The organism is Mycobacterium sp. NGS51 (assembly GCF_059812525.1).
In genome coordinates this window covers 68,243-92,945 of the sequence record NZ_JCALCV010000006.1, presented here as the reverse complement: position 1 = coordinate 92,945, position 24,703 = coordinate 68,243, and the positions used below count along the sequence as shown (strand labels likewise).

At 66.5% G+C, this 24,703-nt stretch carries 18 protein-coding genes and 2 tRNA genes; 12 read left to right on the top strand and 8 right to left on the bottom strand.

All coding sequences use genetic code 11. The annotated features are described in order from the left end of the window. Positions 1-238: 238 nt before the first annotated feature. Positions 239-314 (bottom strand) — tRNA-His (locus AC5Y5W_RS09710). Positions 315-349: 35 nt separating this feature from the next. Then, positions 350-1,006, bottom strand: a complete 657-nt coding sequence (orn, locus tag AC5Y5W_RS09705) for an oligoribonuclease (RefSeq protein WP_500010410.1) — start codon at positions 1,004-1,006, stop codon at positions 350-352. Positions 1,007-1,107: 101 nt separating this feature from the next. On the opposite strand from orn, the gene AC5Y5W_RS09700 reads away from it, so the two are divergent. Then, a complete protein-coding gene (locus AC5Y5W_RS09700) occupies positions 1,108-2,679 on the top strand; it encodes a helicase HerA-like domain-containing protein (protein ID WP_500010409.1) in 1,572 nt (523 codons plus the stop codon). A gap of 4 nt (positions 2,680-2,683) precedes the next feature. Here the strand turns inward: AC5Y5W_RS09700 and cmrA are convergent, their stop codons facing one another. Continuing rightward, positions 2,684-3,487 (bottom strand): mycolate reductase, encoded by an 804-nt coding sequence (cmrA, locus tag AC5Y5W_RS09695; protein WP_500010408.1) that lies wholly within the window; start codon positions 3,485-3,487, stop codon positions 2,684-2,686. 79 nt (positions 3,488-3,566) lie between these two features. On the opposite strand from cmrA, the gene AC5Y5W_RS09690 reads away from it, so the two are divergent. Beyond that, positions 3,567-4,895, top strand: coding sequence for an MFS transporter (locus AC5Y5W_RS09690; protein ID WP_500010407.1), 1,329 nt, complete (start codon positions 3,567-3,569; stop codon positions 4,893-4,895). On the opposite strand, the gene AC5Y5W_RS09685 is transcribed toward AC5Y5W_RS09690, so the two are convergent. Both AC5Y5W_RS09685 and AC5Y5W_RS09680 read right to left on the bottom strand, forming a co-directional pair. Then, positions 4,892-5,632: an MmpS family transport accessory protein gene (locus AC5Y5W_RS09685; protein WP_500010406.1), complete on the bottom strand. Its 741-nt coding sequence runs from the start codon at positions 5,630-5,632 to the stop codon at positions 4,892-4,894. The genes AC5Y5W_RS09690 and AC5Y5W_RS09685 overlap by 4 nt on opposite strands. Before the next feature lie 67 nt (positions 5,633-5,699). Next, positions 5,700-6,323 (bottom strand): SACE_7040 family transcriptional regulator, encoded by a 624-nt coding sequence (locus tag AC5Y5W_RS09680; protein WP_500010405.1) that lies wholly within the window; start codon positions 6,321-6,323, stop codon positions 5,700-5,702. A gap of 81 nt (positions 6,324-6,404) precedes the next feature. On the opposite strand from AC5Y5W_RS09680, the gene AC5Y5W_RS09675 reads away from it, so the two are divergent. From AC5Y5W_RS09675 to AC5Y5W_RS09655, 5 genes are read left to right on the top strand one after another with little or no spacing between them, the layout of a single operon-like run. Then, entirely contained in the window at positions 6,405-7,955 is a 1,551-nt protein-coding gene (locus AC5Y5W_RS09675; protein ID WP_500010404.1) for a carboxyl transferase domain-containing protein, read from the top strand. Positions 7,956-7,960: 5 nt separating this feature from the next. Further along, complete coding sequence (locus AC5Y5W_RS09670) at positions 7,961-9,958, top strand: acetyl/propionyl/methylcrotonyl-CoA carboxylase subunit alpha (RefSeq protein WP_500010403.1); 1,998 nt, start codon at positions 7,961-7,963, stop codon at positions 9,956-9,958. Beyond that, positions 9,955-11,115 (top strand): acyl-CoA dehydrogenase family protein, encoded by a 1,161-nt coding sequence (locus AC5Y5W_RS09665; protein WP_500010402.1) that lies wholly within the window; start codon positions 9,955-9,957, stop codon positions 11,113-11,115. Before AC5Y5W_RS09670 ends, AC5Y5W_RS09665 begins: the two co-directional genes overlap by 4 nt. Next, positions 11,112-11,606, top strand: coding sequence for a MaoC family dehydratase (locus AC5Y5W_RS09660; protein ID WP_500010401.1), 495 nt, complete (start codon positions 11,112-11,114; stop codon positions 11,604-11,606). The genes AC5Y5W_RS09665 and AC5Y5W_RS09660 overlap by 4 nt, the downstream gene beginning before the upstream one ends. Beyond that, a complete protein-coding gene (locus AC5Y5W_RS09655) occupies positions 11,606-12,424 on the top strand; it encodes an HpcH/HpaI aldolase/citrate lyase family protein (protein ID WP_500010400.1) in 819 nt (272 codons plus the stop codon). Before AC5Y5W_RS09660 ends, AC5Y5W_RS09655 begins: the two co-directional genes overlap by 1 nt. A gap of 9 nt (positions 12,425-12,433) precedes the next feature. Here the strand turns inward: AC5Y5W_RS09655 and glgX are convergent, their stop codons facing one another. The 3 genes from glgX to AC5Y5W_RS09640 all read right to left on the bottom strand — a co-directional run bounded on the left by glgX (position 12,434) and on the right by AC5Y5W_RS09640 (position 15,522). Then, entirely contained in the window at positions 12,434-14,599 is a 2,166-nt protein-coding gene (glgX, locus tag AC5Y5W_RS09650; RefSeq protein ID WP_500010399.1) for a glycogen debranching protein GlgX, read from the bottom strand. Positions 14,600-14,628: 29 nt separating this feature from the next. After that, the gene (locus tag AC5Y5W_RS09645) at positions 14,629-15,381 is read right to left on the bottom strand and encodes an enoyl-CoA hydratase (RefSeq protein ID WP_500010398.1); all 753 of its coding nucleotides are present in this window, start codon (positions 15,379-15,381) and stop codon (positions 14,629-14,631) included. A gap of 67 nt (positions 15,382-15,448) precedes the next feature. Then, positions 15,449-15,522, bottom strand: a tRNA-Arg gene (locus AC5Y5W_RS09640). A gap of 194 nt (positions 15,523-15,716) precedes the next feature. Here AC5Y5W_RS09640 and lipQ point away from each other — a divergent pair. The 5 genes from lipQ to AC5Y5W_RS09615 all read left to right on the top strand — a co-directional run bounded on the left by lipQ (position 15,717) and on the right by AC5Y5W_RS09615 (position 24,698). Next, on the top strand, positions 15,717-16,997 hold the full coding sequence (gene lipQ / locus AC5Y5W_RS09635) for an esterase LipQ (protein WP_500010397.1): 1,281 nt from the start codon (positions 15,717-15,719) through the stop codon (positions 16,995-16,997). A gap of 183 nt (positions 16,998-17,180) precedes the next feature. Then, positions 17,181-18,653, top strand: coding sequence for a wax ester/triacylglycerol synthase family O-acyltransferase (locus tag AC5Y5W_RS09630; protein WP_500010396.1), 1,473 nt, complete (start codon positions 17,181-17,183; stop codon positions 18,651-18,653). A gap of 53 nt (positions 18,654-18,706) precedes the next feature. Continuing rightward, positions 18,707-20,323 carry an HAD-IB family hydrolase gene (locus AC5Y5W_RS09625; protein ID WP_500010395.1) on the top strand — a complete coding sequence of 539 codons (1,617 nt, stop codon included), beginning with the start codon at positions 18,707-18,709 and terminating at the stop codon, positions 20,321-20,323. After that, positions 20,320-22,662, top strand: a complete 2,343-nt coding sequence (locus tag AC5Y5W_RS09620; RefSeq protein WP_500010394.1) for a glycerol-3-phosphate 1-O-acyltransferase — start codon at positions 20,320-20,322, stop codon at positions 22,660-22,662. The genes AC5Y5W_RS09625 and AC5Y5W_RS09620 overlap by 4 nt, the downstream gene beginning before the upstream one ends. Positions 22,663-22,685: 23 nt before the next feature. Next, positions 22,686-24,698, top strand: coding sequence for a bifunctional copper resistance protein CopD/cytochrome c oxidase assembly protein (locus AC5Y5W_RS09615; RefSeq protein ID WP_500010393.1), 2,013 nt, complete (start codon positions 22,686-22,688; stop codon positions 24,696-24,698). Positions 24,699-24,703: the final 5 nt, after the last annotated feature.

Sequence of the window (24,703 nt, the reverse complement as noted above, 5' to 3'; positions counted from 1 at the left end):
TCGTTGACGCCGGGTCAATCATCTGCCCCCACAAGTCGAGTAACTCGTCGATGCTCTGCCAGGACGTGCTGCCCTTCGCCGGCCTCAGGGGCTACTCCGTCGGTGTGGCGGTGGATAGCGCCGGCACTGGCTACGTCGTCGACCCCGGCGGGGTGCTGAAGCTGCCGTGCAGTAGCGCGGTCGCGACGATGTCGACATCGCCGAACCAAGGCCCAAGCGAACAACACCCTCTGACCTGTGGGGTGGCTGACGGGACTCGAACCCGCGACACCCAGGATCACAACCTGGTGCTCTACCAGCTGAACTACAGCCACCATCGCCGCCAGCCCAGCTGGCAGCGACGTCGATACTAGCGGCTCGGGTGCTCGACGGCCGAATCGATTTCCTCTGGCGCGTCCGTCGCGGGCCCCAACTCGGCGGCCACCGCGGCGATGTCGCTGGTAGCGGGGCCCGGCGGCGCGACGAATGCGGTACGCCGGTAGAACTGCAGCTCGCGGATGGACTCATGGATGTCAGCCAGCGCGCGGTGCGCCAGCCCCTTGGCCGGTTGGCCGAAGTAGATGCGCGGATACCAGCGCCGGCACAGCTCTTTGATCGAACTGACGTCGATCATCCGGTAGTGCAGAAACGAGTCCAGGACGGGCATGTCGCGCGCGATGAACCCGCGGTCGGTGGCGATCGAGTTTCCCGCCAACGGCGCCGTCTTGGCTTGTTTGACGTGCTGGCGGATGTAGTCGAGCACCATCGTCTCGGCCGTGGCCAGGTCAACCGCGGAGGCGCGCACCTCGTCGATCAGGCCCGAGCGGGCATGCATGTCGGCGACGACGTCGATCATCGACGACAACGCCGCGTCGTCGGTGTGGATCACCACGTCGACGCCCTCGCCGAGAATATTGAGGTCAGCATCGGTCACCAGGACGGCGATCTCGATCAACTTGTCCGACGCCAGGTTCAGCCCGGTCATCTCGCAGTCGATCCACACCAGTTGGTCGCGCGCCGCATTCACCACGCACACGTTAGCCGTCGCCGCTGCCCGGCACCGTCAGGTGCCACTAATGTCGAGGTTTGCCCGCATTACTGGGGACTACTGAGGAGGCATGTCGGACCATGAGCTCTGAAACAACCCCCGCCCAGCAGATCGCAGCCGGTTATGCGGTCGAGGGCCAGGCTCTGGAGCTGGGCACGGTCGTCGTCGACGGCACCGCCGACCCGACCGCGCAGATCCGTATCCCGTTGGCCACGATCAACCGCCATGGTCTGGTGGCCGGTGCCACCGGAACCGGGAAGACGAAGACACTGCAGCTGATCGCCGAGCAGCTCTCGGCGGCCGGCGTCCCCGTACTGATGGCCGACGTCAAGGGCGATCTGTCCGGTCTGGCGCGCGCCGGTGAGGGCAACGACAAGACGGCCGCGCGCGCCAAGGACACCAGCGACGACTGGGCGGCAACCGGCTTCCCGGTGGAGTTCCTGTCGCTGGGCACCAACGGCATCGGCGTGCCGGTGCGGGCCACCATCTCCAGCTTCGGTCCGATCCTGCTGTCGAAAGTATTGGGGCTCAACGCAACTCAGGAGTCAACCCTCGGCCTGATTTTCCATTGGGCAGACCAGCGCGGTCTTCAGCTGCTGGACTTGAAGGACCTGCGCTCGGTCATCACCCACCTGACCAGTGATGAAGGCAAAAGCGAGCTGAAAGCCCTCGGCGGCGTGTCCTCGACGACGGCCGGTGTCATCCTGCGGGCCCTGGTCAACCTGGAAGCCGAAGGCGCCGACACCTTTTTCGGCGAGCCCGAGCTCAAGCCCGACGATCTGGTGCGCCTCGACGGCCAGGGTCGCGGCGTCATCTCGCTGCTCGAACTCGGCGACCAGGCGGCACGCCCGGTGATGTTCTCCACCTTCCTGATGTGGGTGCTGGCCGACCTGTTCACCTTCTTGCCCGAGGTTGGCGACGCCGACAAACCCAGGCTGGTCTTCTTCTTCGACGAGGCCCACCTGCTGTTCACCGATGCCTCCAAGGCGTTCCTGGAGCAGGTCGAGCAGACCGTCAAACTGATCCGCTCCAAGGGCGTGGGGGTGTTTTTCTGCACCCAGTTGCCGACCGACATCCCGAACGACGTGCTCTCCCAGCTGGGCGCCCGCGTCCAGCATGCCCTGCGTGCGTTCACGCCCGATGACCAGAAGGCGCTCACCAAGACGGTCAAGACCTATCCGAAAACCGATGTCTACGACCTGGAGTCGGCGCTGACGTCGCTGGGCATCGGCGAGGCCATCGTCACCGTGCTCTCCGAGCGCGGCGCACCCACACCGGTGTCGTGGACCCGGATGCGGGTGCCGCGTTCGCTGATGGCCGCGATCGGCACCGACGCCATCAAGCAGGCGGCCAAGTCCAGCCCGCTGCAGGCCGAATACGGCGAGACCATCGACCGGGAGTCGGCCTACGAAAAGCTGACCGCGGAAAAGTCAGCGCCTCAGGATGATTCGCCACCGGCCAAGACCAAGGGCAAGCGCACGCCGGCGCCCGAGCCGCCGACGGAGCGGCTCGGCTGGTGGAAGCGCTTCACCCGCTGGGTGAAAAACATCTTCGCCAGTCCGGCCGCCAAGAGCTTCGCGCGTTCAGCCGGCACCGCTATGGGCCGCGAAATCACCCGCGGCATGATGGGCACCGGCAAGCGGCGGCGCTAGCGCGTCACTCGCCCAGCTTCTTGTAGAAGCTGCCGACGATCGGCGAGACGATTGCCCGCGGAGCGTATTGGCTGGCCACCGACATGGCCTTCGACGTCACACCGGGGACGATGCGCATCTTGTTGCGCGCCAAGGCATCCAGCGAGACCCGGGCGGTGTGCTCGGTAGAAATCCACAAGAAGTCCGGCACCAGCTTTTCGACGAGCGACTGCTCGGCTGGATCCGGAAGATCGGTGCGTACCGGCCCTGGCGCCAGCACTGTGACGTGTACACCGGAGCGGCGCAGCTCACCGCGCAATGACTCGCTGAACGTGTTCACGAACGCCTTGCTGGCGGCATAGGTGGCGTTGTAGGGAATCGGCGAATTACCCGCTGCCGAACCGGAAATCAGGATGCCGCCCGCGCGCCGTTTAACCATCCCCGGCAGCACCGCCAACGCAAGGTCATGCACCCCAAGCACATTGAGCTGCACCTGCGCCTTCTCAGCCGCGGGATCGAGACCCGAAACCGCTCCGAAGGTGGCGGTGCCCGCGTTGGCGCACAGGATCGAGATATTCCGAGTGGCCAGTTCGTCGCATAGCTTGGCCCGGTCGGCGGGGTCGGCCAGATCGGCGGCACGCACCTCGACGGCAACCCCGTACTGGTCGGCTAAGCGCGTGGCAAGCCCGGCGAGCACATCCTCGCGTCGCGCGGTGATGATCAAACTGTGGCCGCGCGCGGCCAGTTCGGTGGCCAACGCTTCGCCGATATTCTGCGAGGCCCCGGTGACAACGGCACGCGCGTCGGGGCTGGGAGCGGGTACGGGCATGCGGCCAATCGTAGGAGCCGATCGCGAGCGCGGCGAAGCCGGGCGCGGCGGGTCGGCGACCGTAATTACAGTGCCTTGCATGAGCAACCCGGTTGCGGGTTCGCGCCCCGCCGGGCGATCCACAGTGTTCGCGTGGGCGTTGTGGGACTGCGGTACCACCGGTCTGAGCGCGATCGTGGTGACGTTCGTGTTCTCCGTCTATCTGACCGGCACCGTCGGCGTCGGCATCGGCGGCGGTACCACGCCCGCTAGTTGGTTGGGCCGGTCACTGGCGCTGGCCGGGCTGACCATCGCGCTGCTGGCGCCCGTCGTCGGCGTCTGGGTGGAAGCCCCGCGCCGCCGGCGCATTGCGCTGACCGCCCTGACCGGCCTGGCGGTGGTGCTGACCGCCGCGATGAGCCTGATCCGCGACCAACCCGGTTACCTGTGGCCCGGATTGGCCCTGCTGGCAGCCACCGCGGCCTGCGGCGATCTCGCCAGCGTTCCCTACAACGCCATGCTCCGGCAGCTTTCCACCCCACAGACCTTCGGGCGGATCTCGGGCTTGGGCTGGGCTTCCGGGTACGCCGGCAGCGTGGTGTTGCTGCTGGTGGTCTACCTGGCTTTCATCTCCGGTACCGGCGAGACCCGCGGATTGTTGCACCTGCCCACCGCCGGCGGCATGAATGTTCGCGCCGCCATGCTGCTGGCCGCCGCCTGGCTGGCGATCCTGGCCCTGCCGTTGCTGTTCACCGCGCACCGGTTGCCGGCAACCAACGCGGCCGACACGGCGGCGCCGGGCGGTTACCGCAAGCTATGGGCGGACCTGAGGGCCGAGTGGCGCCGCGATCACAACCTGGTGTATTTCCTGGTTGCCAGCGCGATCTTCCGGGACGGACTGGCCGGGGTCTTCACGTTCGGTGCGGTGCTCGGCGTCAACGCCTACGGAATCTCGGCGGCCGATGTGCTGATCTTCGGGGTGGCCGCCAGCGTGGTGGCCGCGCTGGGTGCGGTCGCCGGCGGGCTGGTCGACGATCGGATCGGATCCAAGCCGGTGATCGTGGGCTCACTGGCGGCGATCATCGCGACGGGACTCACCTTGCTGACGTTGTCGGGCCCTCGAGCGTTCTGGATCTGCGGATTGCTGCTGTGCGTGTTCATCGGACCGGCCCAGTCGTCGGCGCGCACCCTGCTGCTGAGGATGTCGACACACGGCAAGGAAGGCGTGGCCTTCGGCCTGTACACGATGACTGGGCGGGCGGTGTCGTTTTTGGCGCCGTGGCTGTTCTCTGTCTTCGTCGACGTGTTCGGCGCCGTCCGTGCCGGCATGGGCGGATTGTGTCTGGTGCTGGGTACCGGACTGGTGGCCATGCTCATGGTGCGCGCGCCGCGCCGTGATGCCGCCGCGAATCTGCCGCGAACCGCCTAATCCGGTGCGTCGCAGACGGTCACGCCCATACCGGTCTTCTCGCGCACCTGAACACCAGCCACCGTCAGGGTGCAGGTGACGTCGTGGCCGATATTGACGATCGTGACGCTGGCTTTCTGGTTGCCGGACTTCGGCAGGCTGACTTCCTTGCTCCACGGCAGCGGCACGTTGAACTCGGTCTGGTGCATGCCGCCGTTGTCCACATAACTGATGCTGATCGCCCGGCCGTCGCCGTTGACGTTGTAGACGACGGAGTCGGTACCGGCCGCGCCGGTCGTTTCACTTGGTTCAGCAGACTGGCTGGGCGCGGCGGCGCTGCTGCTCGGCGATCTCGACGTGGCCGAGGACGGCGCCTTCGAGCCGGACATGGTGGGCAGTGGCGCGACGGTGGTCTGGTTCTTGGCCGAGCCATTGGCGATCAGCAACGCGATCACCATAGCGATGACCAGCAACACCGCTGCGGCGGCGGCAATCCACAACCAGCGCGGCGCTTTCGGACGTTGCGGCGGCTGGTCCTGCGGCGGCTGACCTTGCGACCACTGCTCTTGCATCCAGTACTGCGGCAGCTTCTCGGTGGGATTGGTTTCGGTCGGTCCAGGGCGATGCGGAGGCCCGTAGGACGATTGACCGCCGTACGCGGGATCGCTGTACTGCGGATAAGGCTGACGCAGCCGCTCGGTCGGTTCGGCCTCCTGCCGTGACCCGCGGAAGTGCCCGGGTCGACGTGGATCGTTCATGCCCACCTCATGGTGGCAGGGTACCTGCAGAACGATGCAGGCTATCGACGCACCTGAGCGGCCGGTATCACTGGCTCTCACCACCGGCAGACAGCGCGGCGACCGTCATCGATCGCATCACCGCACGTGAGCGCGCGGCCCGGGTGTCGCGTTTCATGCTGTGCGGTGTCGAGTTCAACAGGCCGAACACCGCGTGAGCCATCAGCCGTGCGTCGGCTTCGGGCAGTCCGGGCGCCAGCTCGCGCAGCACGCCCACCCAGACCTCGACATACTGCCGCTGCGCGCTGCGCACTTGCCGCTCGGCGCTGGCCGGTAGGTGTGCCAGGTCGCGGTCCTGGATACGGATCAGATCTTGCTCGCCCAGCGCAAAGTCGAGGTGAAAATCGATGAGGCCGTCCAGCGCCTCGGCGGTGTCGCTGCTCGCGGACCGCACTGCCCGCGCCCCGGCGAGCAATCGGGTACTGATCCCCACCAAGAGTTCGACCAGCAGCGACTCCTTGTTGGGGAAGTGCCGGTAGATTGCCGGCCCGCTGACACCGGCCGCCGCGCCGATGTCCTCCAGCCGCACCGCCAGAAACCCGCGTTCGGCAAACAGGCGCTCGGCCGCCGACAACAGTTGCGCGCGCCGGTCGGACTTCAGCTGGCTGCGACGATTCGGGACCTCGGGGTCGGCCGGGGCAGACGCTGCCATAACGGCCTCCTGGACAGTTCGGTTAATCGCCACTAACATAACACGAGTTAGTCGTCATTAACCGAAATTGGCGGAAGATACATGACCTCTGCGGCGGCCAATCGCGAGGCGCACCGTGCGCTGGTGGCGCAGTTGCACGACAAGCTGGGCGCCGCGGCGCTGGGTGGCTCGGAACGCGCTCGCGCACGCCATGTCGACCGGGGCAAACTGTTGCCGCGCGATCGCGTCGACGGCCTGCTCGACCCCGGCAGCCCGTTGCTGGAAGTAGCGCCGCTGGCCGCCGATGGCATGTACGACGACGAGTGCCCCGGCGCGGGCATCATCACCGGCATCGGTCGAATCTCCGGCCGCGAGTGCATGATCGTGGCCAACGACGCCACCGTTAAAGGCGGCACGTACTACCCGATCACCGTCAAAAAGCACCTGCGGGCCCAAGAAATCGCCGGCCAGAATCAGTTGCCCTGCATCTATCTCGTCGACTCCGGCGGCGCGTTCCTGCCGCGTCAGGACGAGGTGTTTCCCGACCGGGAGCATTTCGGGCGGATCTTTTACAACCAGGCCAAGCTCAGTGCCGAGGGCACCCCGCAGATCGCCGCTGTGCTCGGATCCTGTACGGCCGGTGGGGCTTACGTGCCGGCGATGAGCGACGAGGCCGTCATCGTGCGCAACCAGGGCACCATTTTCCTGGGCGGGCCGCCGCTGGTGAAGGCCGCCACCGGAGAGGTGGTCACCGCAGAAGAGCTCGGCGGCGGTGATTTGCACTCCAAGACTTCCGGTGTCACCGATCATCTCGCGCACGACGACCGCGATGCGTTGCGCATCGTCCGGCGCATCGTCTCCACCCTGGGCCCGCGGCCACCGCGGGCCTGGGACGTCGTGCCAACTGTGGAACCGGTCGCCGATCAGTCCGAGCTCTACGACGTGGTGCCCGTCGACCCGCGGATTCCCTACGACGTGCACGACGTCATCACCCGCATCGTCGACGGCGGCGAATTCAGCGAGTTCAAGGCGGAGTACGGCAGCACCTTGGTCACCGGATTCGCCCGCATCCACGGCCATCCCGTGGGCATCATCGCTAACAACGGTGTGCTGTTTTCCGAATCCGCGTTGAAGGGTGCACATTTCATCGAGCTGTGCGACAAGCGGATGGTGCCGCTGCTGTTCCTGCAGAACATCTCCGGGTTCATGGTGGGCCGTGACTACGAGGCGGGCGGTATCGCCAAAAACGGCGCGAAGATGGTGACCGCGGTGGCATGCGCCCGGGTGCCCAAGCTGACCGTGGTGATCGGCGGTTCCTACGGTGCGGGCAACTATTCGATGTGCGGTCGCGCGTATTCGCCCCGCTTCCTGTGGATGTGGCCGAACGCCCGGATCTCGGTGATGGGCGGCGAGCAGGCCGCGTCGGTGCTGGCGACAGTGCGCGGCGAGATGACGGCCGAAGAGGAGGACACCTTCAAGGCCCCCATCCGCGCGCAGTACGAACACCAGGGCAACCCGTACTATTCGACCGCCCGGCTGTGGGACGACGGCGTGATCGACCCCGCCGATACCAGAACCGTTGTGGGCTTGGCTCTTTCGGTGGTGGCTAACGCGCCCGTGGAGCCGGTTTCCTACGGCGTATTCCGGATGTGAGGGTGATGGGTTTCAATACCGTTTTAGTCGCCAACCGCGGTGAAATCGCCGTCCGGGTGATTCGTACGTTGAAGACCATGGGCATCCGTGCGGTGGCCGTTTACAGCGACGCCGACGCCGCCGCCCGCCACGTCGCCGAAGCGGACCTGGCCGTGGCGATCGGACCGGCACCCGCACGGGACAGCTACCTCAACATCGCCGCCGTCGTCGACGCAGCACAGCGCACCGGGGCACAAGCGGTGCATCCCGGGTATGGATTCCTCTCCGAGAACGCCGATTTCGCAGCCGCACTGACCGCGGCAGGAGTGACCTTCATCGGCCCGCCGGTGGCGGCCATCCAGACCATGGGCGACAAGATCACCGCCAAGGCCACCGTGGCGGCGTTCGGCGTCCCGGTGGTTCCCGGTATCGCCCGGCCGGGCCTGACCGACGCCGAGCTGATCGCCGCCGCCGACGACATCGGCTACCCCGTGCTGGTCAAGCCGTCGGCCGGCGGGGGAGGCAAAGGCATGCGGCTGGTCGAGCGGCCCGCCGACCTGCCCGCCGCATTGGCGAGCGCCCGCCGCGAGTCGGCCGCCGCGTTCGGCGACGACACGCTTTTTCTGGAGCGATTCGTGTTGCGGCCCCGGCATATCGAAGTTCAGGTCGTGGCTGATGGCTACGGAAACGTGGTGCACCTGGGCGAGCGGGAGTGCAGCCTGCAGCGACGGCATCAGAAAGTCATTGAGGAAGCGCCGTCGCCGCTGCTGGACGCCGAGACCCGGGCCCGCATCGGCGCAGCGGCCTGCGACACCGCGCGCAGCGTGGACTACACCGGCGCGGGCACGGTGGAGTTCATCGTCTCGGCTGACCGGCCCGACGAGTTCTTCTTCATGGAGATGAACACCCGGCTACAGGTCGAACATCCGGTCACCGAGATGGTGACGGGCTGGGACCTGGTCGAGTGGCAGGTCCGCATCGCCGCCGGGGAGAAGCTGACCGCGGGACAGCCGGATATCGCCATGCACGGGCATGCCATCGAAGCCCGGGTTTACGCCGAGGATCCCGCGCACGGCTTTTTGCCCACCGGCGGCGACGTGCTGGAGTTGGTCGAGCCCAACGGTTCTGGCGTGCGGGTGGACTCGGGCTTGCGCGCCGGAATGGTCGTGGGCAGCGATTACGATCCGATGTTGGCCAAAGTGATCGCCCATGGCGCAGACCGCTCGGCCGCGTTGCGCGCACTCGACCGGGCGCTATCGGAGACTGCGGTGCTCGGTGTGGTCACCAATGTCGAGTTCGCCCGGTTTCTCCTGGCCGACCCTGACGTCGCCGCCGGCCGACTCGACACCGGGCTGCTGGACCGGCGGGCCGGGGATTTCACCGCGGCGCCGCCCACCGACGACCAATTCATCGCCGCGGCGGCCTACCGGTGGTTGCGGCTCTGGCCGGCGCCGGTCGCCGATCTGTGGGAGGTTCCGTCCGGCTGGCGCGTCGGGGCGGCCGCGCCGGTGAGCATTCGGCTACGCGCCGGTGACCGCATCGACCACGTCCACCTCACCGGAAGTCCCGCCGGCGCCACGGCGTGCATCGAAGACGGCGACAACCACTCGCTGCGCGCAGAATTCACAGGAGACCGGTTGGCGATCACACTGGACGGGGTGCGGACCGAGTACACCGTCGCCGAAGCAGACCACCAGATTTGGTTGGCCGGCCGCGGCGCTACCGTGGTGCTCGAGGAGGTCCGTGAAGCGTCGGTACGCCCTGACGACGCGCACAGCGGCGACGCCGAATTGACCAGCCCGATGCCTGGCTCCGTCGTCGCGGTGGGCGTCGAGGACGGCGCCGAAGTCACGGCGGGGACCGTCGTTGTCACCGTCGAGGCGATGAAAATGGAGCATGCACTGTCGGCCCCCGTCGACGGCGTCGTGCAGCTTCTAGTCGGGGTCGGAGACCAGGTGAAGGTGGGCCAGCCGTTGGCCCGAATCACGGTGGATACCACAGCAATAACAAAGGATGACCAATGACTGAGTTCCTGGCGACCGGGATGCTTCCCGACGAGTATCAACAGCTCGCCAAGACCGTGCGCGATTTCGCGCAGACCGTTGTCGCGCCGGTCGCGGCCCACCACGACGCCGAGCATTCATTTCCCTATGAGGTCGTCTCCGGGATGGCCGACATGGGTCTGTTCGGCCTGCCCTTTCCCGAGGAGTGGGGCGGAATGGGCGGCGACTATTTCGCGCTGTGCCTGGCCTTGGAGGAACTGGGCAAGGTCGACCAAAGTGTGGCGATCACCCTCGAGGCCGGTGTGTCACTGGGCGCCATGCCGATCTACCGGTTCGGCAGCGACGAGCAGAAGCGGGAGTGGTTGCCGCAGTTGGCCAGTGGGCGTGCACTGGGCGCGTTCGGCCTGACCGAACCCGGTGGCGGCACCGACGCCGGCGCCACCAAGACCACCGCGCGCCTCGACAACGGCGACTGGGTGATCAACGGGTCCAAACAATTCATCACCAACTCGGGCACCGACATTACGAAGCTGGTCACGGTCACCGCGGTCACCGGTGAACGGGATGGGCGAAAAGAGATTTCGTCGATCCTGGTGCCGCGGCCCACCAAGGGGTTCACCGTCGAACCGGCCTACGACAAGGTCGGTTGGAAGGCTTCCGACACCCACCCGCTGACCTTCGAGGACGTGCGGGTGCCCGAGGAAAACCTGCTCGGCGAACGCGGCCGCGGGTATGCGAACTTCCTGCGCATTCTCGACGAGGGCCGGATTGCGATCGCTGCCCTGTCCACCGGCGCTGCCCAGGGCTGTGTGGACGAGAGCGTCAAATATGCGCAGGAGCGTGAGGCGTTCGGCCAGCCGATCAGCCGCTATCAGGCCATCGAGTTCACCATTGCGCGGATGGAGGCGCGCGCCCACACCGCCCGCACCGCCTACTACGACGCTGCCGCGCTGATGCTGGCCGGCAAACCGTTCAAAAAGCAAGCCGCGATCGCCAAGTTGGTGGCCAGCGAGGCGGCGATGGACAACGCCCGCGATGCCACCCAGATCCACGGCGGCTATGGATTCATCAACGAATTCCCGGTGGCCCGTCACTACCGGGACAGCAAGATCCTGGAAATCGGCGAGGGCACCAGCGAGGTGCAGTTGATGCTGATCGCCCGAGAGGTGGGGCTGTGAGTTCGCATGAGCGTGAAGTGATCCAGCGCGGATTGTGGTTCGAGGAGTTCGAAACCGGCGTGCGCTATCTGCACCGCCCCGGCCGGACCATCACCGAAGCCGACAATGTGCTGTTCACGACGTTGACGATGAACACCCAAGCGCTGCACCTGGATGCGGCGTTCTCCGACGCGCTGCCGCCGTTCAATCAGCGGCTGGTCAACTCGATGTTCACGCTGTCGACGCTGGTCGGATTATCCGTCGCACAGCTGACCCAGGGCACGATCGTCGGTAATTTGGGATTCTCCGAAATCGCGTTCCCCAAACCGCTGTTTCACGGTGACACGTTGTATGCCGAAACCGTGATCACCGAGAAACGGGAATCCAAGAGCCGGCCAGGGGAGGGCATCGTGACTTTCGCGCACACCGGACGCAACCAGCACGGCGATGTCGTCGCCACCGCGACCCGTAAGACTATGGTGCGGATGCAACCGGCCGAGGCCGCCGGCTGATGGGCCTGCAGAATCCCGGACCGGCGTGGCTGTTCTGCCCGGCCGACCGCCCGGAGCGGTTCGAAAAAGCCGCGGCGGCAGCCGATGTCGTGATCCTCGACCTCGAAGACGGGGTGGCGGCCGCGGACAGGCCGGCCGCGCGCCAAGCACTCGTCGACGTCCCACTCGATCCCGCGCGCACCGTGGTGCGCGTCAACCCATTCGGCACAGCCGACCAGCAGCCCGACCTCGAAGCATTGGCACGTACCCGCTACGACACCGTGATGTTGCCCAAATGCGAAGCACCCGAACAGGTCGCTGCGCTGGCGCCGCGCGACGTGATCGTCCTGGTCGAATCACCCATGGGCGCACTCACAGTCACCGAGAACATCCGCGTCGACAACGCTGTCGCCGTGATGTGGGGCGCCGAAGATCTGTTCGCCGTGCTCGGCGGTACCAATAACCGCTACCCGGACGGTAGCTACCGCGAAGTGGCGCGCCACGTCCGTTCGCAGTCGCTGCTGGCGGCCAAGGCCTACGGCCGACTTGCCCTCGACTCGGTCTATCTCGACATCAAAGACCTCGACGGGTTGCGCGCCGAGGTCGACGACGCCGTCGCGGTCGGCTTCGACGCCAAGGTTGCGATCCATCCCAGCCAGGTCCCGGTGATCCGCGCCGGTTACGCGCCCTCGGCCGACCAGGTGCAGTGGGCGCGTCGCGTGCTGGCCGCCGCCGCCGATAGCCGCGGCGTCTTTGCATTCGACGGCCTCATGGTGGACGCGCCAGTGTTGCGGCGAGCGGAGCGGATCGTGAAGCTGGCGGCCGACTCTGGCGCGTAGCAGTCTCAGTCAGTCAGAGTCGGCTTGCAGCACCACCATCGCCCGTGCCTCCACGCGAACGGTGCCGCCAGCGGTGATCGGTTCCTGCTCTTCGCCATTCGCGGCCAACTCGGCAGTATCGACGACCGGCATCCAGGCCTGGCCGAATTCCGCTGGCGGCAGCGTGAACTCGATCGGTTCGTGGTGCGCGTTGAAGCACAGGAAAAATGAGTCATCGGTCACCCGCTGCCCACGGCTGTCAAGGTCGGGCATACCCAAGCCGTTCAGGTAGACGGCGATCGACTTACCGAATCCGGACTCCCAGTCCTCGTCGCTCATTTCCGACCCGTCGGGTTGCAGCCAGGAGATGTCGGGCAGCCCTTCGGCGCCGCGGCGCCGTACCGGCAACCCGTTGAAGAAGCGGCGGCGGCGAAACAGCGGGTGAGCGGTGCGCAGCGCGGAAACCTGACGCGTGAAGTCGACCAGCTCGGTGTCCGCCTTATCCCAATGAACCCAGGTGAGCTCATTGTCCTGGCAGAATCCGTTGTTGTTGCCGTTCTGAGTACGGCCCAGCTCGTCACCGTGAGAAATCATCGGAACGCCTTGCGACAACAGCGTTGTCGCCAGGAAATTGCGTTGCTGGCGGGCACGTAGCGCGTTGACGTCGGGATCGTCGGTCGCGCCTTCCACACCACAGTTCCAGGACTTGTTGTTGCTCTCGCCGTCGTTGTTGTCTTCCTTGTTGGCCTCGTTGTGTTTCTCGTTGTAGGAGACCAGATCCCGAAGCGTGAACCCGTCGTGCGCGGTGACGAAGTTGATCGAGGCCACCGGGCGCCGGGCAGTGTGTTCGTAGAGATCCGCCGAGCCGGTCAGCCGGGAAGCGAACTCGTCGAGCGTCGCCGGCTCGCCGCGCCAATAATCGCGAACGGTGTCACGGAATTTGCCGTTCCACTCAGTCCACTGCGGCGGGAAGTTTCCGACCTGGTAGCCGCCCGGCCCGACGTCCCACGGCTCGGCGATCAACTTGACCTGACTGACCGTCGGATCCTGTTGGACCAGTTCGAAAAACGCCGACAGCCGGTCGACGTCGTAGAACTCGCGGGCCAGCGTCGAGGCGAGGTCGAATCGGAAGCCGTCGACGTGCATCTCAATGACCCAGTACCGTAACGAGTCCATGATCAGTTGCAGCGTGTGGGGATGGCCCACGTTGAGGCTGTTGCCGGTTCCGGTGTAGTCCATGTAATACTGCCGGTCGTCGTCGACCAGCTGGTAGTAACCGGCGTTGTCGATTCCGCGCATCGACAGCGTCGGACCCAGATGGTTGCCCTCGGCGGTGTGGTTGTAGACGACGTCGAGTATCACCTCGATACCGGCTTCATGCAGGGTGCGCACCATGGCTTTGAACTCCTGCACCTGACCGCCGGGGGTGGTGCTGGAGGTGTACTTGAAATCAGGTGCGAAAAACCCGATCGTGTTGTAGCCCCAGTAGTTTGACAGTCCCTTGTCGACCAGCGTCGAGTCGTTCGCGAAGTGGTGTACCGGCATCAGCTCGATAGCGGTAATCCCCAGACTCTGCAGGTGCTCGATGATCGCCGGGTGCGCGATGCCGGCGTAGGTGCCGCGCATCCGCTCCGGGATATCGGGATGCAGTTGGGTCAGGCCCTTGACGTGGGTCTCGTAGATGACTGTGTCGGCGTACTCGTGGCCCGGCGGCCGGTCGGCGCCCCAGTCGAAGAACGGGTTGATCACCACCGCCTTCGGCATGTGCGGCGCGGAGTCGTCGTCGTTGCGGCTGTCGGGATCGCCAAAGTTGTAACTGAACAGGGACTGGTCCCACTCGAAGTTGCCGTCGATCGCCTTGGCGTACGGATCGATCAGCAGCTTGTTCGGATTGCACCGGTGCCCGGCGGGCGGGTCATACGGCCCGTGCACCCGATAGCCGTAGTGCTGACCCGGCTCGACTTCGGGCAGGAAGCCGTGCCAGACGAATCCGTCCACTTCGAGCAACGCCACTCTGGACTCAACGCCGTCGGCGTCAAACAGGCACAGCTCAACCTTCTCGGCGACCTCGCTGAACACCGCGAAATTGGTACCCGACCCGTCGTAGGTCGCGCCCAGTGGATAGGCCTTGCCCGGCCACTGTTCCCATGCGTTGGCCGCCCCCTGCTGGCCGACTGAGCCGACAGTTTCGGTCATGGTGCCCCTCCCGGTTGTTCCGAAAGCGGTTACCCGCGCCGAGCCGCGGCCAACCTTGCAGCGAATTCGGGCGACCGGATGGATTTGGCCTGTGGGCCGAGCTCGGCGCGCTTGGCCGACTCGTGCTGCTCGTCGTCAACCGAACCTGGGTTGGCGGTGGCGCGCATCGTGGCCTTGGTCTCCAGCACGACCTCGCGCGGAGCAGACGCAGGCCCGGCGGCCAGCTCCAGCGCGGCGGCCACCGGATCATCGGCAATGCGGAGCGCCAACCCGTGGCGCACAGCGGATTCCGCGTCAAAACGCATACCGAAGAGCAAAGCAGCGCGGGCGACCTGCGGACCGACCGCCCGTTGCAGCATCCAGGTGGCACCGCCGCCGGGGTGCAGTCCCAGCTTCTGGAACCGGGCGTCGAACACCGCGGCGGGCCCCGCGATGCGCACGTCGGCGGCCAGCGCCAGGTTCAGCCCGGCGCCGACAGCCGCGCCGTTGACCGCCGCGATCGTGGGTAACGTGCACTTGCCGACGGCCATGAAGCCGTCGTAGATCTGCAACAGTCCTTCCTCGGCCGCCTCACCCAGGGCGGTCAAATCAGCTCCGGCGCAAAACGCCTTGCCTGCGCCGGTGACAACGACGGCGTGCACGTCCGGATCGGCCTCGGCCCGCTCGACGGCGGTCCGCAGCTGCGCCGACATCGCGGCGGAGACGGCGTTGCGCCGGTCGGGATCGTTGACGGTAATCAGCGCGACGCGATTGTCGACGGTGTAACGCACGAGATCGGGCACAGGGCACCTCCGTGGGTTGGATCTGGGCGCCTCAAATGCCCCAGTTGTCACATCAGTGTCAGGTCGGCGCCCCCGGCAGGACTCGAACCTGCGACCACAAGATTAGAAGTCATGCGCTCTGTCCAGCTGAGCTACGGGGGCCGGAAAACTTTTATGCCCAGGTCAGTGTATCCAACGACGCGAAACCCTCAGCCCGGACACGCAACGCCGCGCGAAATCCCCTGGGCGGGAACGACGATTCGCTAGTGTGTGAGCCGCGACACACGTACGCTACCGATGGCCTCAAGCAGCCGGGGCGGCGACGCGTACGGCCGATTGCGAGGAGCGGCGGTGTTATGAGCATGGCCACGACGGTGACGACTCGGTGCTCGCGGGTCGGTGCCGAAGCGCTGCGACAGGGACGCGAGTTGGCGGCCGTCCCGATCGACGCCTATCGCACCGGAGCGCTGCTGGTGCGCGGGTCCCCATCGCTGCTGGGCTGGTTCGCGGGCTGGTTATCGGCGGAATTTCCCCCGCACGTAGTGACCGGGCACGCGCTGTCCGGGGTGACTCCACTCTCGGTAGGCCGGGTCGCGACGACCTGGGCGGCCCAGCGGGCCGACCACATCCTGGGCGCGGCGCTCGAGGAGTCTTTCGGATCGAATTTTCGCGATCTGGTGTCCCACCCCGTCACCGACCGGCCCGAATGTGCCCGTCGCGGCGTGCTGCACGTCGCCGGGCATCGCCGCCGCTACGCGGCCAAGACGTCGAACATTGCCTACGGTCCGGGAGGCCGCCACAATTTGTTGGACATTTGGCGTCATCCCGACTTGGCGGAAGGATGTCAGGCTCCGGTCCTGATCCAAGTCCCAGGCGGCGGGTGGGCCATCAACGGCAAACGGGGTCAGGCCTATCCGCTGATGGGCCGGCTGGTCGAACTCGGCTGGATCTGCGTGTCGATCGATTACAGCAGGAGCCCGGGCAAGGCGTGGCCGGCCCACATCGTCGACGTCAAGCGGGCGATCGCGTGGGTCCGCGACAACATCGCCGACTACGGCGGTGACCCGAACTTCATCGCGGTCACCGGTGGCTCGGCAGGCGCCCACCTGGCTTCGTTGGCGGCGCTCACCGCTAACGACGGGCGGCTGCAGCCCGGATTCGAAGAGACCGACACCAGCGTTCAGGCGGCCGCACCCTACTACGGCGTCTACGACTTCACCGACACCGCGAAAATGCACGAGCTGATGCTGCCGTTCCTGGAGCGCTTCGTAATGCAAAAGCGCTATACCGACGACCCGGGACTGTTCGAATCGGCGTCGCCGATTTCACACGCGCACAATGGCGCTCCGCCGTTTTTCGTCTTGCACGGCGAGAACGATTCGTTAATTCCCCGGGCGCAGGCCCAGACTTTTGCGACCGCACTACGCGACGCGGGCGCCCGCACCGTGTGCCACGCCGAGCTGCCTAACGCTCACCACGCCTTCGACACGGTAGGAACCGTCCGGTCACAGCTGGTGGCCGATGCCGTCGCCGACTTTTTCGGTGTTGTATATGGGCGCTATCTCCGCTCCCGCAGACGTGTTTTGCGCAAACAGGTTACATCGGCGACTCCGATTGCCCGCCGCGCGACCGGCTGAATTACCAATTCCTCCGCCCGCCAGGCTATTTCGTTTGCAATTCCATCGGTGTTCAGTCCAGCGAGCCGATCCGCACATTCGGCTACCGCCGCCGCGTCAACCGGACTAGCGTTGTGTGAGCGTGCGAAACGGAGGGCGGAGTGGCGAAGTCAGGGCTGACGCGTCGAGCTGGGGATGGCCAGGATGGCTGAGTCGGTCGACGCGGCCGGATTGCCCACCGCGCTGGGAGCGGTCGATTATCTGCTGCACCGCGGAGAAGCCAACCCACGGACCCGCTCGGGGATCATGGCGCTGGAAATTCTGGACACCACCCCGGATTGGGAGCGTTTTCGGACCCGATTCGACAATGCATCCCGGCGCGTGTTGCGGCTGCGGCAGAAAGTCGTCGTGCCGACATTGCCGACCGCCGCGCCGCGCTGGGTGGTCGATCCCGACTTCAACCTGGACTTCCATGTGCGACGGATGCGCGTCGCGGCGCCGGGCACCCTACGCGAAGTGGTCGACCTCGCCGAGGTAATGCTGCAGTCGCCGATGGACATCGCCCGCCCGCTGTGGACCGCCACCCTGATCGAGGGGCTTGCCGACGGACGGGCGGCGACTCTGCTGCACCTGTCGCATGCCGTCACCGACGGTGTCGGCAGCGTGGAGATGTTCGCGCACATCTACGACCTCGAGCGGGATCCGCCGGCCGTGCCCGCGCCGCCGCAACCCATTCCGCAAGATCTGTCCGCCAACGACCTGATGCGCGAAGGCATCAACCAACTGCCCGGAGCGGTGGTCGACGGCGTCCGGGGCGCGGTGTGGGGAGCGGCGTCGGCGGTCGGCCGGACGGTGCTGCGCCCCGCATCGGCGCTGGCCGGAGCGCTCAGCTATGCCCGCTCGGGAGTCCGGGTGATGAGCCGGGCCGCCGAACCGTCGCCGCTGCTGCGCCGGCGTAGCCTGGCCACCCGCACCGAGGCGCTCGACATCCCACTGTCGGATCTGCACCGAGCCGCCAAGAGCGGCGGCGGATCGATCAACGACGCCTATCTGGCCGGCCTGTGCGGGGCGCTGGGCCGCTACCACGATGCCCTCGGTGTGCCGATTGCCACGTTGCCGATGGCGGTACCGGTGAATCTGCGCGCCGAAGCCGATCCCGCCGGCGGCAACCGGTTCACTGGCGTCAACCTGGCCGCACCGGTGGGAACGGCCGATCCGGTGGCCCGGATGCGCAAGATCCGCGCGCAGATGACGCAGCGCCGCGAAGAGCCGGCCATGGACATCATCGGGTCCATCGCACCGGTGCTCAGTGTGTTGCCGGCGCCGTTGCTGGAGTCGATGACCGGCTCGGTGGTCAGCGCCGACGTGCAGGCCAGCAACGTGCCCGTCTATCCGGGTGACACCTACATCGCCGGCGCAAAAGTCCTGCGCCAGTACGGCATTGGCCCCTTGCCCGGGGTGGCGATAATGGTCGTGCTGATATCGCGGGGCGGGATGTGCACGATCACCGCGCGTTACGACCGGGCCGCTGTCCGGCATGAGGAATTGTTCGCCCGCTGTCTGTTGGAGGGTTTCGACGAGATCCTCGCGCTGGCCGGCGAGCCTGCGCCGCACGCGGTGCCCGCCTCCTTCGCCGCCGCGTCCGCCGAGTCGAGCCGATCGGCATCGGGCTCATGACGGCCCGCGCCGGCGACGATGCAGAGCGAAGCGATGAGAAGGAGCGGCGCCGAATGACCGCTGAGGACCGCTCGGGGCGAAAGACGCCCCGTGATCTTCGGCTGCCCGGCTCGGTGGCCGAGATCATGGCCAGCCCGCCCGGCCCCAAGATCGGCGCGTTCTTCGACATGGACGGAACCCTGGTCGCGGGATTCACCGGCGTGATCTTGACCCAGGAACGTTTCCGGCGTCGCGAGATGGGCGTGGGTGAGCTGATCGGCATGATCCAGGCCGGCCTGAACCATCAGCTCGGCCGCATCGAGTTCGAGGAACTCATCCTCAAGGCCTCCTCGGCGCTGCGCGGACGCCCGATGAGCGATATGGAGGAAATCGGCGAGCGGTTGTTCGCCCAGAAAATCGAGAGCCGGATCTATCCGGAGATGCGGGAATTGGTGCGCGCGCATCAAGCTCGCGGTCACACCGTGGTGCTCAGTTCCTCGGCGCTGACCTTGCAGGTCGAGCCGGTGGCCCGCTTCCTCGGCATTCCCAACACGTTGACGAACAAGTTCGAGACCGACGAGAACGGGGTGCTCACCGGCGGTGTGGTGAAACCGATTCTGTGGGGGCCGGGCAAAGCCACGGCCGTGCAGGGGTTTGCCGCCGAGCACGACATCGACTTGACGGACAGCTACTTCTACGCCGACGGCGACGAGGATGTCGCGTTGATGTATCTGGTCGGCAACCCGCGACCGACCAATCCGGAAGGCAAGATGGCCGCCGTCGCCCGTCGGCGCGGCTGGCCCATTCTGCGATTCACCAGCCGCGGCGGCGGCGGGATCACGGGGCCGCTGCGCGCGGCGGTCGGCATCGGCTCGATGGTCCCGGTCGCCGCCGGTGCGGTCGGGATCGGTCTGCTGACCCGCAGCCGGCGCCGCGGCGTGAACTTCTTCACCTCAACCTGGTCGCAGCTGTTGCTGGCCGCCAGCGGTGTACACCTCAACGTCGTCGGCGGCGAGAACCTGACCGCGCAGCGGCCGGCGGTGTTCCTCTTCAATCACCGCAACCAGGCCGACCCGGTGATCACCGCGGCGCTGGTGCGCGACAACTGGGTCGGCGTCGGCAAGAAGGAACTGGCCAGCGACCCGGTCATGGGCACGCTCGGCAAGCTGCTGGACACCGTCTTCATCGACCGCGACGATCCGAACGCTGCGGTGGAGATGCTGCACGAGGCCGAAGAGCGCGCCAAAAACGGGCTTTCGATCGTGATTGCGCCCGAGGGCACCCGGCTGGACACCACGACCGTCGGGCCGTTTAAAAAAGGCGCCTTCCGCATGGCGATGGCAGTGGGGATTCCCATCGTCCCGATCGTGATCCGCAACGCCGAGGTCGTCGCCGCCCGAAACTCCAGCACGATGAATCCCGGCACGGTCGATGTCGCTGTCTTCCCGCCGATTTCGGTGAGCAACTGGACGCTGGACGCGCTGTCGGACCGGATCGCCGAAGTTCGCCAACTGTATCTAGACGCGCTGGCCGACTGGCCCGTCGACGAGCTCCCGGAAGCCGCGTTATACAGCCGGGTCACCAAGTCCGCACCGCGCAAGCGCGCGACAAAGTCCCGTCAAGCGCCTGCCAACAAGGCGGCGAAGGCCGAGCCTCAACCACGCGCACCACGGCCGAAAGGACGATCGTGACGTCGGTTGCCGCCGATCCCAGCGCATTCACCACGACCGACGACACGCTGGTGTTGGCGTCGGTGTCCTCGCCGGTCGAAGCGGATCTGCTTGAGCGCTGGCTGGATGGACAGCGCGCCCGCTACCCGGAGACCAACATCGTGGTGTTGCGGCTACCCCCACGTAACGCGCAACCCGCCGACTTCGCGCAACTCGTCGAGCAGCTCGAGATCGACGAGGACCGGTCGATCGTGCCGGTGCGGGTGTTCTGGATGCCGCGTGCCGACGCGTCGGCATTGAGTCGCGTGTCGGCGCTGCTGCCGGGACGGGACCCGTATCACCCCAGCGAGCGCCAGCAGCGGCAGATCGTGCGCTCCGCGCCTTCTCGGGCCCGAGTGGTGGCCGGCGAATCGGCGAAGGTGTCCGAGCTGCGCCAGCAGTGGCGGGACATCACGGTGGGCGAAAATCCACGGGATTTCGCGCACTTCGTCACCCGTCGCGCGCTGTTGGCGATGGAACGCGCCGAATACCGAATTCTGGGACCGCAATACAAATCGCCGCGACTGGTGCGGCCAGAGATATTGGCATCCGCGCGTTTTCGCGCCGGGCTGGAGAAGATCCCGGGGGCCACTGTCGAGAAAGCCGGCGAGATGCTGGATGAGCTCGCCACCGGGTGGAGCCGGGTATCGGTGGACATGGTGTCCGTCCTGGGCCGAATGCTCAGCCGGGGATTCGAGCCGGAAATCGACTACGACGAGTACCAGGTAGCGGCGATGCGCACCGCGCTGGAAACCCATCCGGCGGTGCTGCTGTTCTCGCACCGGTCCTACATCGACGGTGCGGTGATGCCGGTGGCGATGCAGGAAAACCGGCTTCCCCCAGTGCACGTCTTCGCCGGCATCAATCTGGCATTCGGTGTGATGGGCCCCTTGCTGCGCCGCTCCGGCGTCATCTTCATCCGGCGCAACATCGGCAATGACCCGCTCTACAAATACGTGCTCAAGGAGTACGTCGGCTACGTCGTCGAGAAGCGATTCAACCTGAGCTGGTCAATCGAGGGTACCCGCTCGCGTACCGGCAAGATGCTGCCGCCCAAACTTGGACTGATGAGTTATGTGGCCGACGCGTATCTGGATGCCCGCAGCGACGACATTCTGCTGCAAGGGGTTTCGATCAGCTTCGACCAATTGCATGAAACCGCCGAATATGCCGCCTACGCGCGCGGCGGCGAAAAACGGCCCGAGGGCTTCAGCTGGCTGTACAACTTCATCAAAGCCCAGGGCGAACGCAACTACGGCAAAATCTATGTCCGCTTTCCTGAGGCCGTCTCGATGCGCCAACACCTTGGGCCGCCGGGCGGCTCGATAGCACAAGACGAAGCCGCCAGACGCCTTGCCCTGCAGAAGATGTCGTTCGAGGTCGCGTGGCGGATCCTACGGGCAACCCCGGTGAACGCCACCGGGCTGGTGTCTGCGCTGCTACTGACCACCCACGGCGTGGCGTTGACCCTTGGCCAGCTGCACCACACCCTGCAGGATTCGCTGGACTACCTCGAGCGCAAACAAACCCCGGTGTCTACCAGTGCGCTGCGGCTACGCACACCGGAGGGTGTTCGCGCGGCGGTGGATGCGCTGTCTAATGGGCATCCGGTCACCCGCGTAGACGGTGGCCGAGAACCGGTGTGGCGCATCGCGCCCGAAGACGAGCACGCCGCAGCGTTTTACCGTAACTCGGTGATCCATGCCTTTCTGGAGACCGCGATCGTCGAACTGGCGCTGGCCCATGCCGGGCACGCCGACGGCGATCGGGTGGAGGCGTTCTGGAAACAGGCCATGCGGCTGAGAGACCTGCTGAAATTCGACTTCTACTTCGCCGATTCAGCGGCGTTCCGCGACAACATCGCCGAAGAGATGGCGTGGCACCAGGATTGGGAAGCTCACGTCGCGGCCGGCGGCGACCAGATCGACGCGATGCTCTTCGAGAAGCGACCGTTGATGTCAGACGCCATGCTTCGGGTGTTTTTCGAGGCCTACGAGATCGTCTCCGACGTTCTGCGCGACGCCCCGGCCGATATCGGTGAGAAAGAATTGACCCAGTTGGCGCTCGGCGTCGGCCGCCAATACGTCGCGCAGGGCCGGGTCAGCAGCAGCGAACCGGTGTCGACGCTGTTGTTCGCCACCGCCCGCCAGGTGGTGGCCGACCAGCACCTGTTGGAGCCTGCCGCGGACCTGGCCGAGCGACGCAACGCGTTCAGGCGCGAGTTGCGCGAGATTCTGCACGATTTCGACCACGTGGCGCAGATCGCGCGCCATCAGTTCGTCGCCCGTGAAGTCGAGGCCCGGCGGCGCGCGGCAAGCTAGCTACCCGCTTCTACCCTGTATCCATGACGGATGCGGCGATTGCCAGCCGGCGGCGCGCTACGGTGTGGCCGCTGCTGGCCGGCGTCGCTGCACTGGCCGGCTGCACAGCCGCCGGTATTGCGGCGTTGTCGCTGGCCGACGCGCTGATCGCTACCGGACTGCCCGATCCGGGTCCGGCGACCACGCTGGGATTACCGTTCGTACGCGCCGCCGGGGAGATCGCTGCGGTGCTGGCGGTCGGGTCGTTTCTGTTCGCGGCATTTCTGGTGCCACCGCAAGACAGCGGGGTGCTCGACGCAGACGGCTATCGCGCGTTGCGGCTGGGCACCGTCGCGTCCGGCGGGTGGGCGGTGTGTGCGGCGCTGCTGGTCCCGCTGACCATTTCCGACGTCTCCGGTCAGCCGCTGTCCGCCCATCTCAACCCGGTGACACTCTGGTCGCTGGCCGGGCTGATCAACACGGCGGACGCCTGGCGGTGGACCGCGTTGATCGCCGCCGCGGTGATGATGGCCAGTTTGGCGGTGCTGCGCTGGTCGTGGACGCCGCTGCTGCTGGCCGGGTCCCTGGTGACGCTGGTGCCCCTCGGCCTGACCGGACACTCGTCGGCGGGCGGGTCGCATGACCTGGCCACCAACAGCCTGCTCATCCACCTCGTCGCCGCCGGTCTGTGGGCCGGGGGCCTGCTGGTGCTGTTGGCCCATGCCACGCGCGGCGGCGGACACGCCGACCTGGTGGCGCGGCGGTTCTCCGCGCTGGCGCTGTGGTGTTTTGCCGCGATGGCCCTCAGCGGAGTCGTCAATGCCCTGGTGCGGGTTGTTCCGTCGGATCTGATGACCACCGACTACGGGCGGCTGGTGATCGCCAAGTTCGTCGCCTTGTGTCTGCTCGGTGTCGTCGGCTACCGACAACGACGCACCGGAGTCGCTGCGCTGCAAAAAGATCCGAACGCGCGACGCGTTCTGATCCGGCTGGCGCTGATCGAGGCCGCGGTGCTCGGCGTGACCTTCGGGATCGCCGTCGGGCTGGGCCGCACACCGCCGCCACCGCCGCCGATCATCCGGCCGTCGATTCCCGAGGTAGCGATCGGATACGACTTCGCCGGACCGCCCACTGTCGTCCGGGTGTTGTTCGACTGGCGCTTCGACCTGATCTTCGGCACCGCGGCAATCGTGGCCGCGGCGCTGTATGTGGCCGGCGTGCGTCGACTGCATCGCCGCGGCGACAGTTGGCCGCGCGGCCGGACGTTGACCTGGCTGCTGGGCTGCGGCGTGCTGCTGTTCGTGACGTCCTCGGGGGTGGGCCGCTACATGCCGGCCATGTTCAGCATGCACATGGCCGCCCACATGGTGCTGTCGATGCTGATTCCGATTCTGTTGGCGCTGGGCGCTCCGGTCAGTCTCGCCCTGCGGGCGCTGCCGGCTGCCGGGCGTGGTGAGCCACCCGGTATGCGGGAATGGCTGTTGGCCGCGCTGCACAGCCGCTTGTCGCGGTTCCTCACCAACCCGGTGGTCGCCACCGTGTTGTTCGTCGCGGGGTTCTACGGGCTGTACTTCGGCGGCATCTTCGACGCCGCAGCCGGCAGCCATGTCGGCCACGTCTTGATGAACGTGCACTTCCTCCTCACCGGCTACCTCTTCTACTGGGTGGTGATCGGCATCGACCCCACACCGCGGCCGATCCCGCCGCTGGCCAAAGTGGCGGTCGTGTTTGCGTCGTTGCCGCTGCACGCCTTCTTCGGGGTGGTCCTCATGGGCACTCGCGACATCCTCGGCGAAGGCTTCTATCGCTCGCTGCAGCTGAGTTGGCATACCGATCTGCTCGGCGACCAACGACTCGGTGGTGGAATCGCTTGGGCAGCAGGTGAAATGCCGCTCGTGATCGTGATGATCGCGTTGCTGGTGCAGTGGAGCCGCAGCGATCAGCGCACCGCCAAGCGGCTGGACCGCGCCGCCGAACGAGACGACGACGCCGAGTTGGCCGCCTATAACGCGATGCTGGCCGAACTGGCCCGCCGCGACACGTCCGGCCAGCGCTAAGCCGG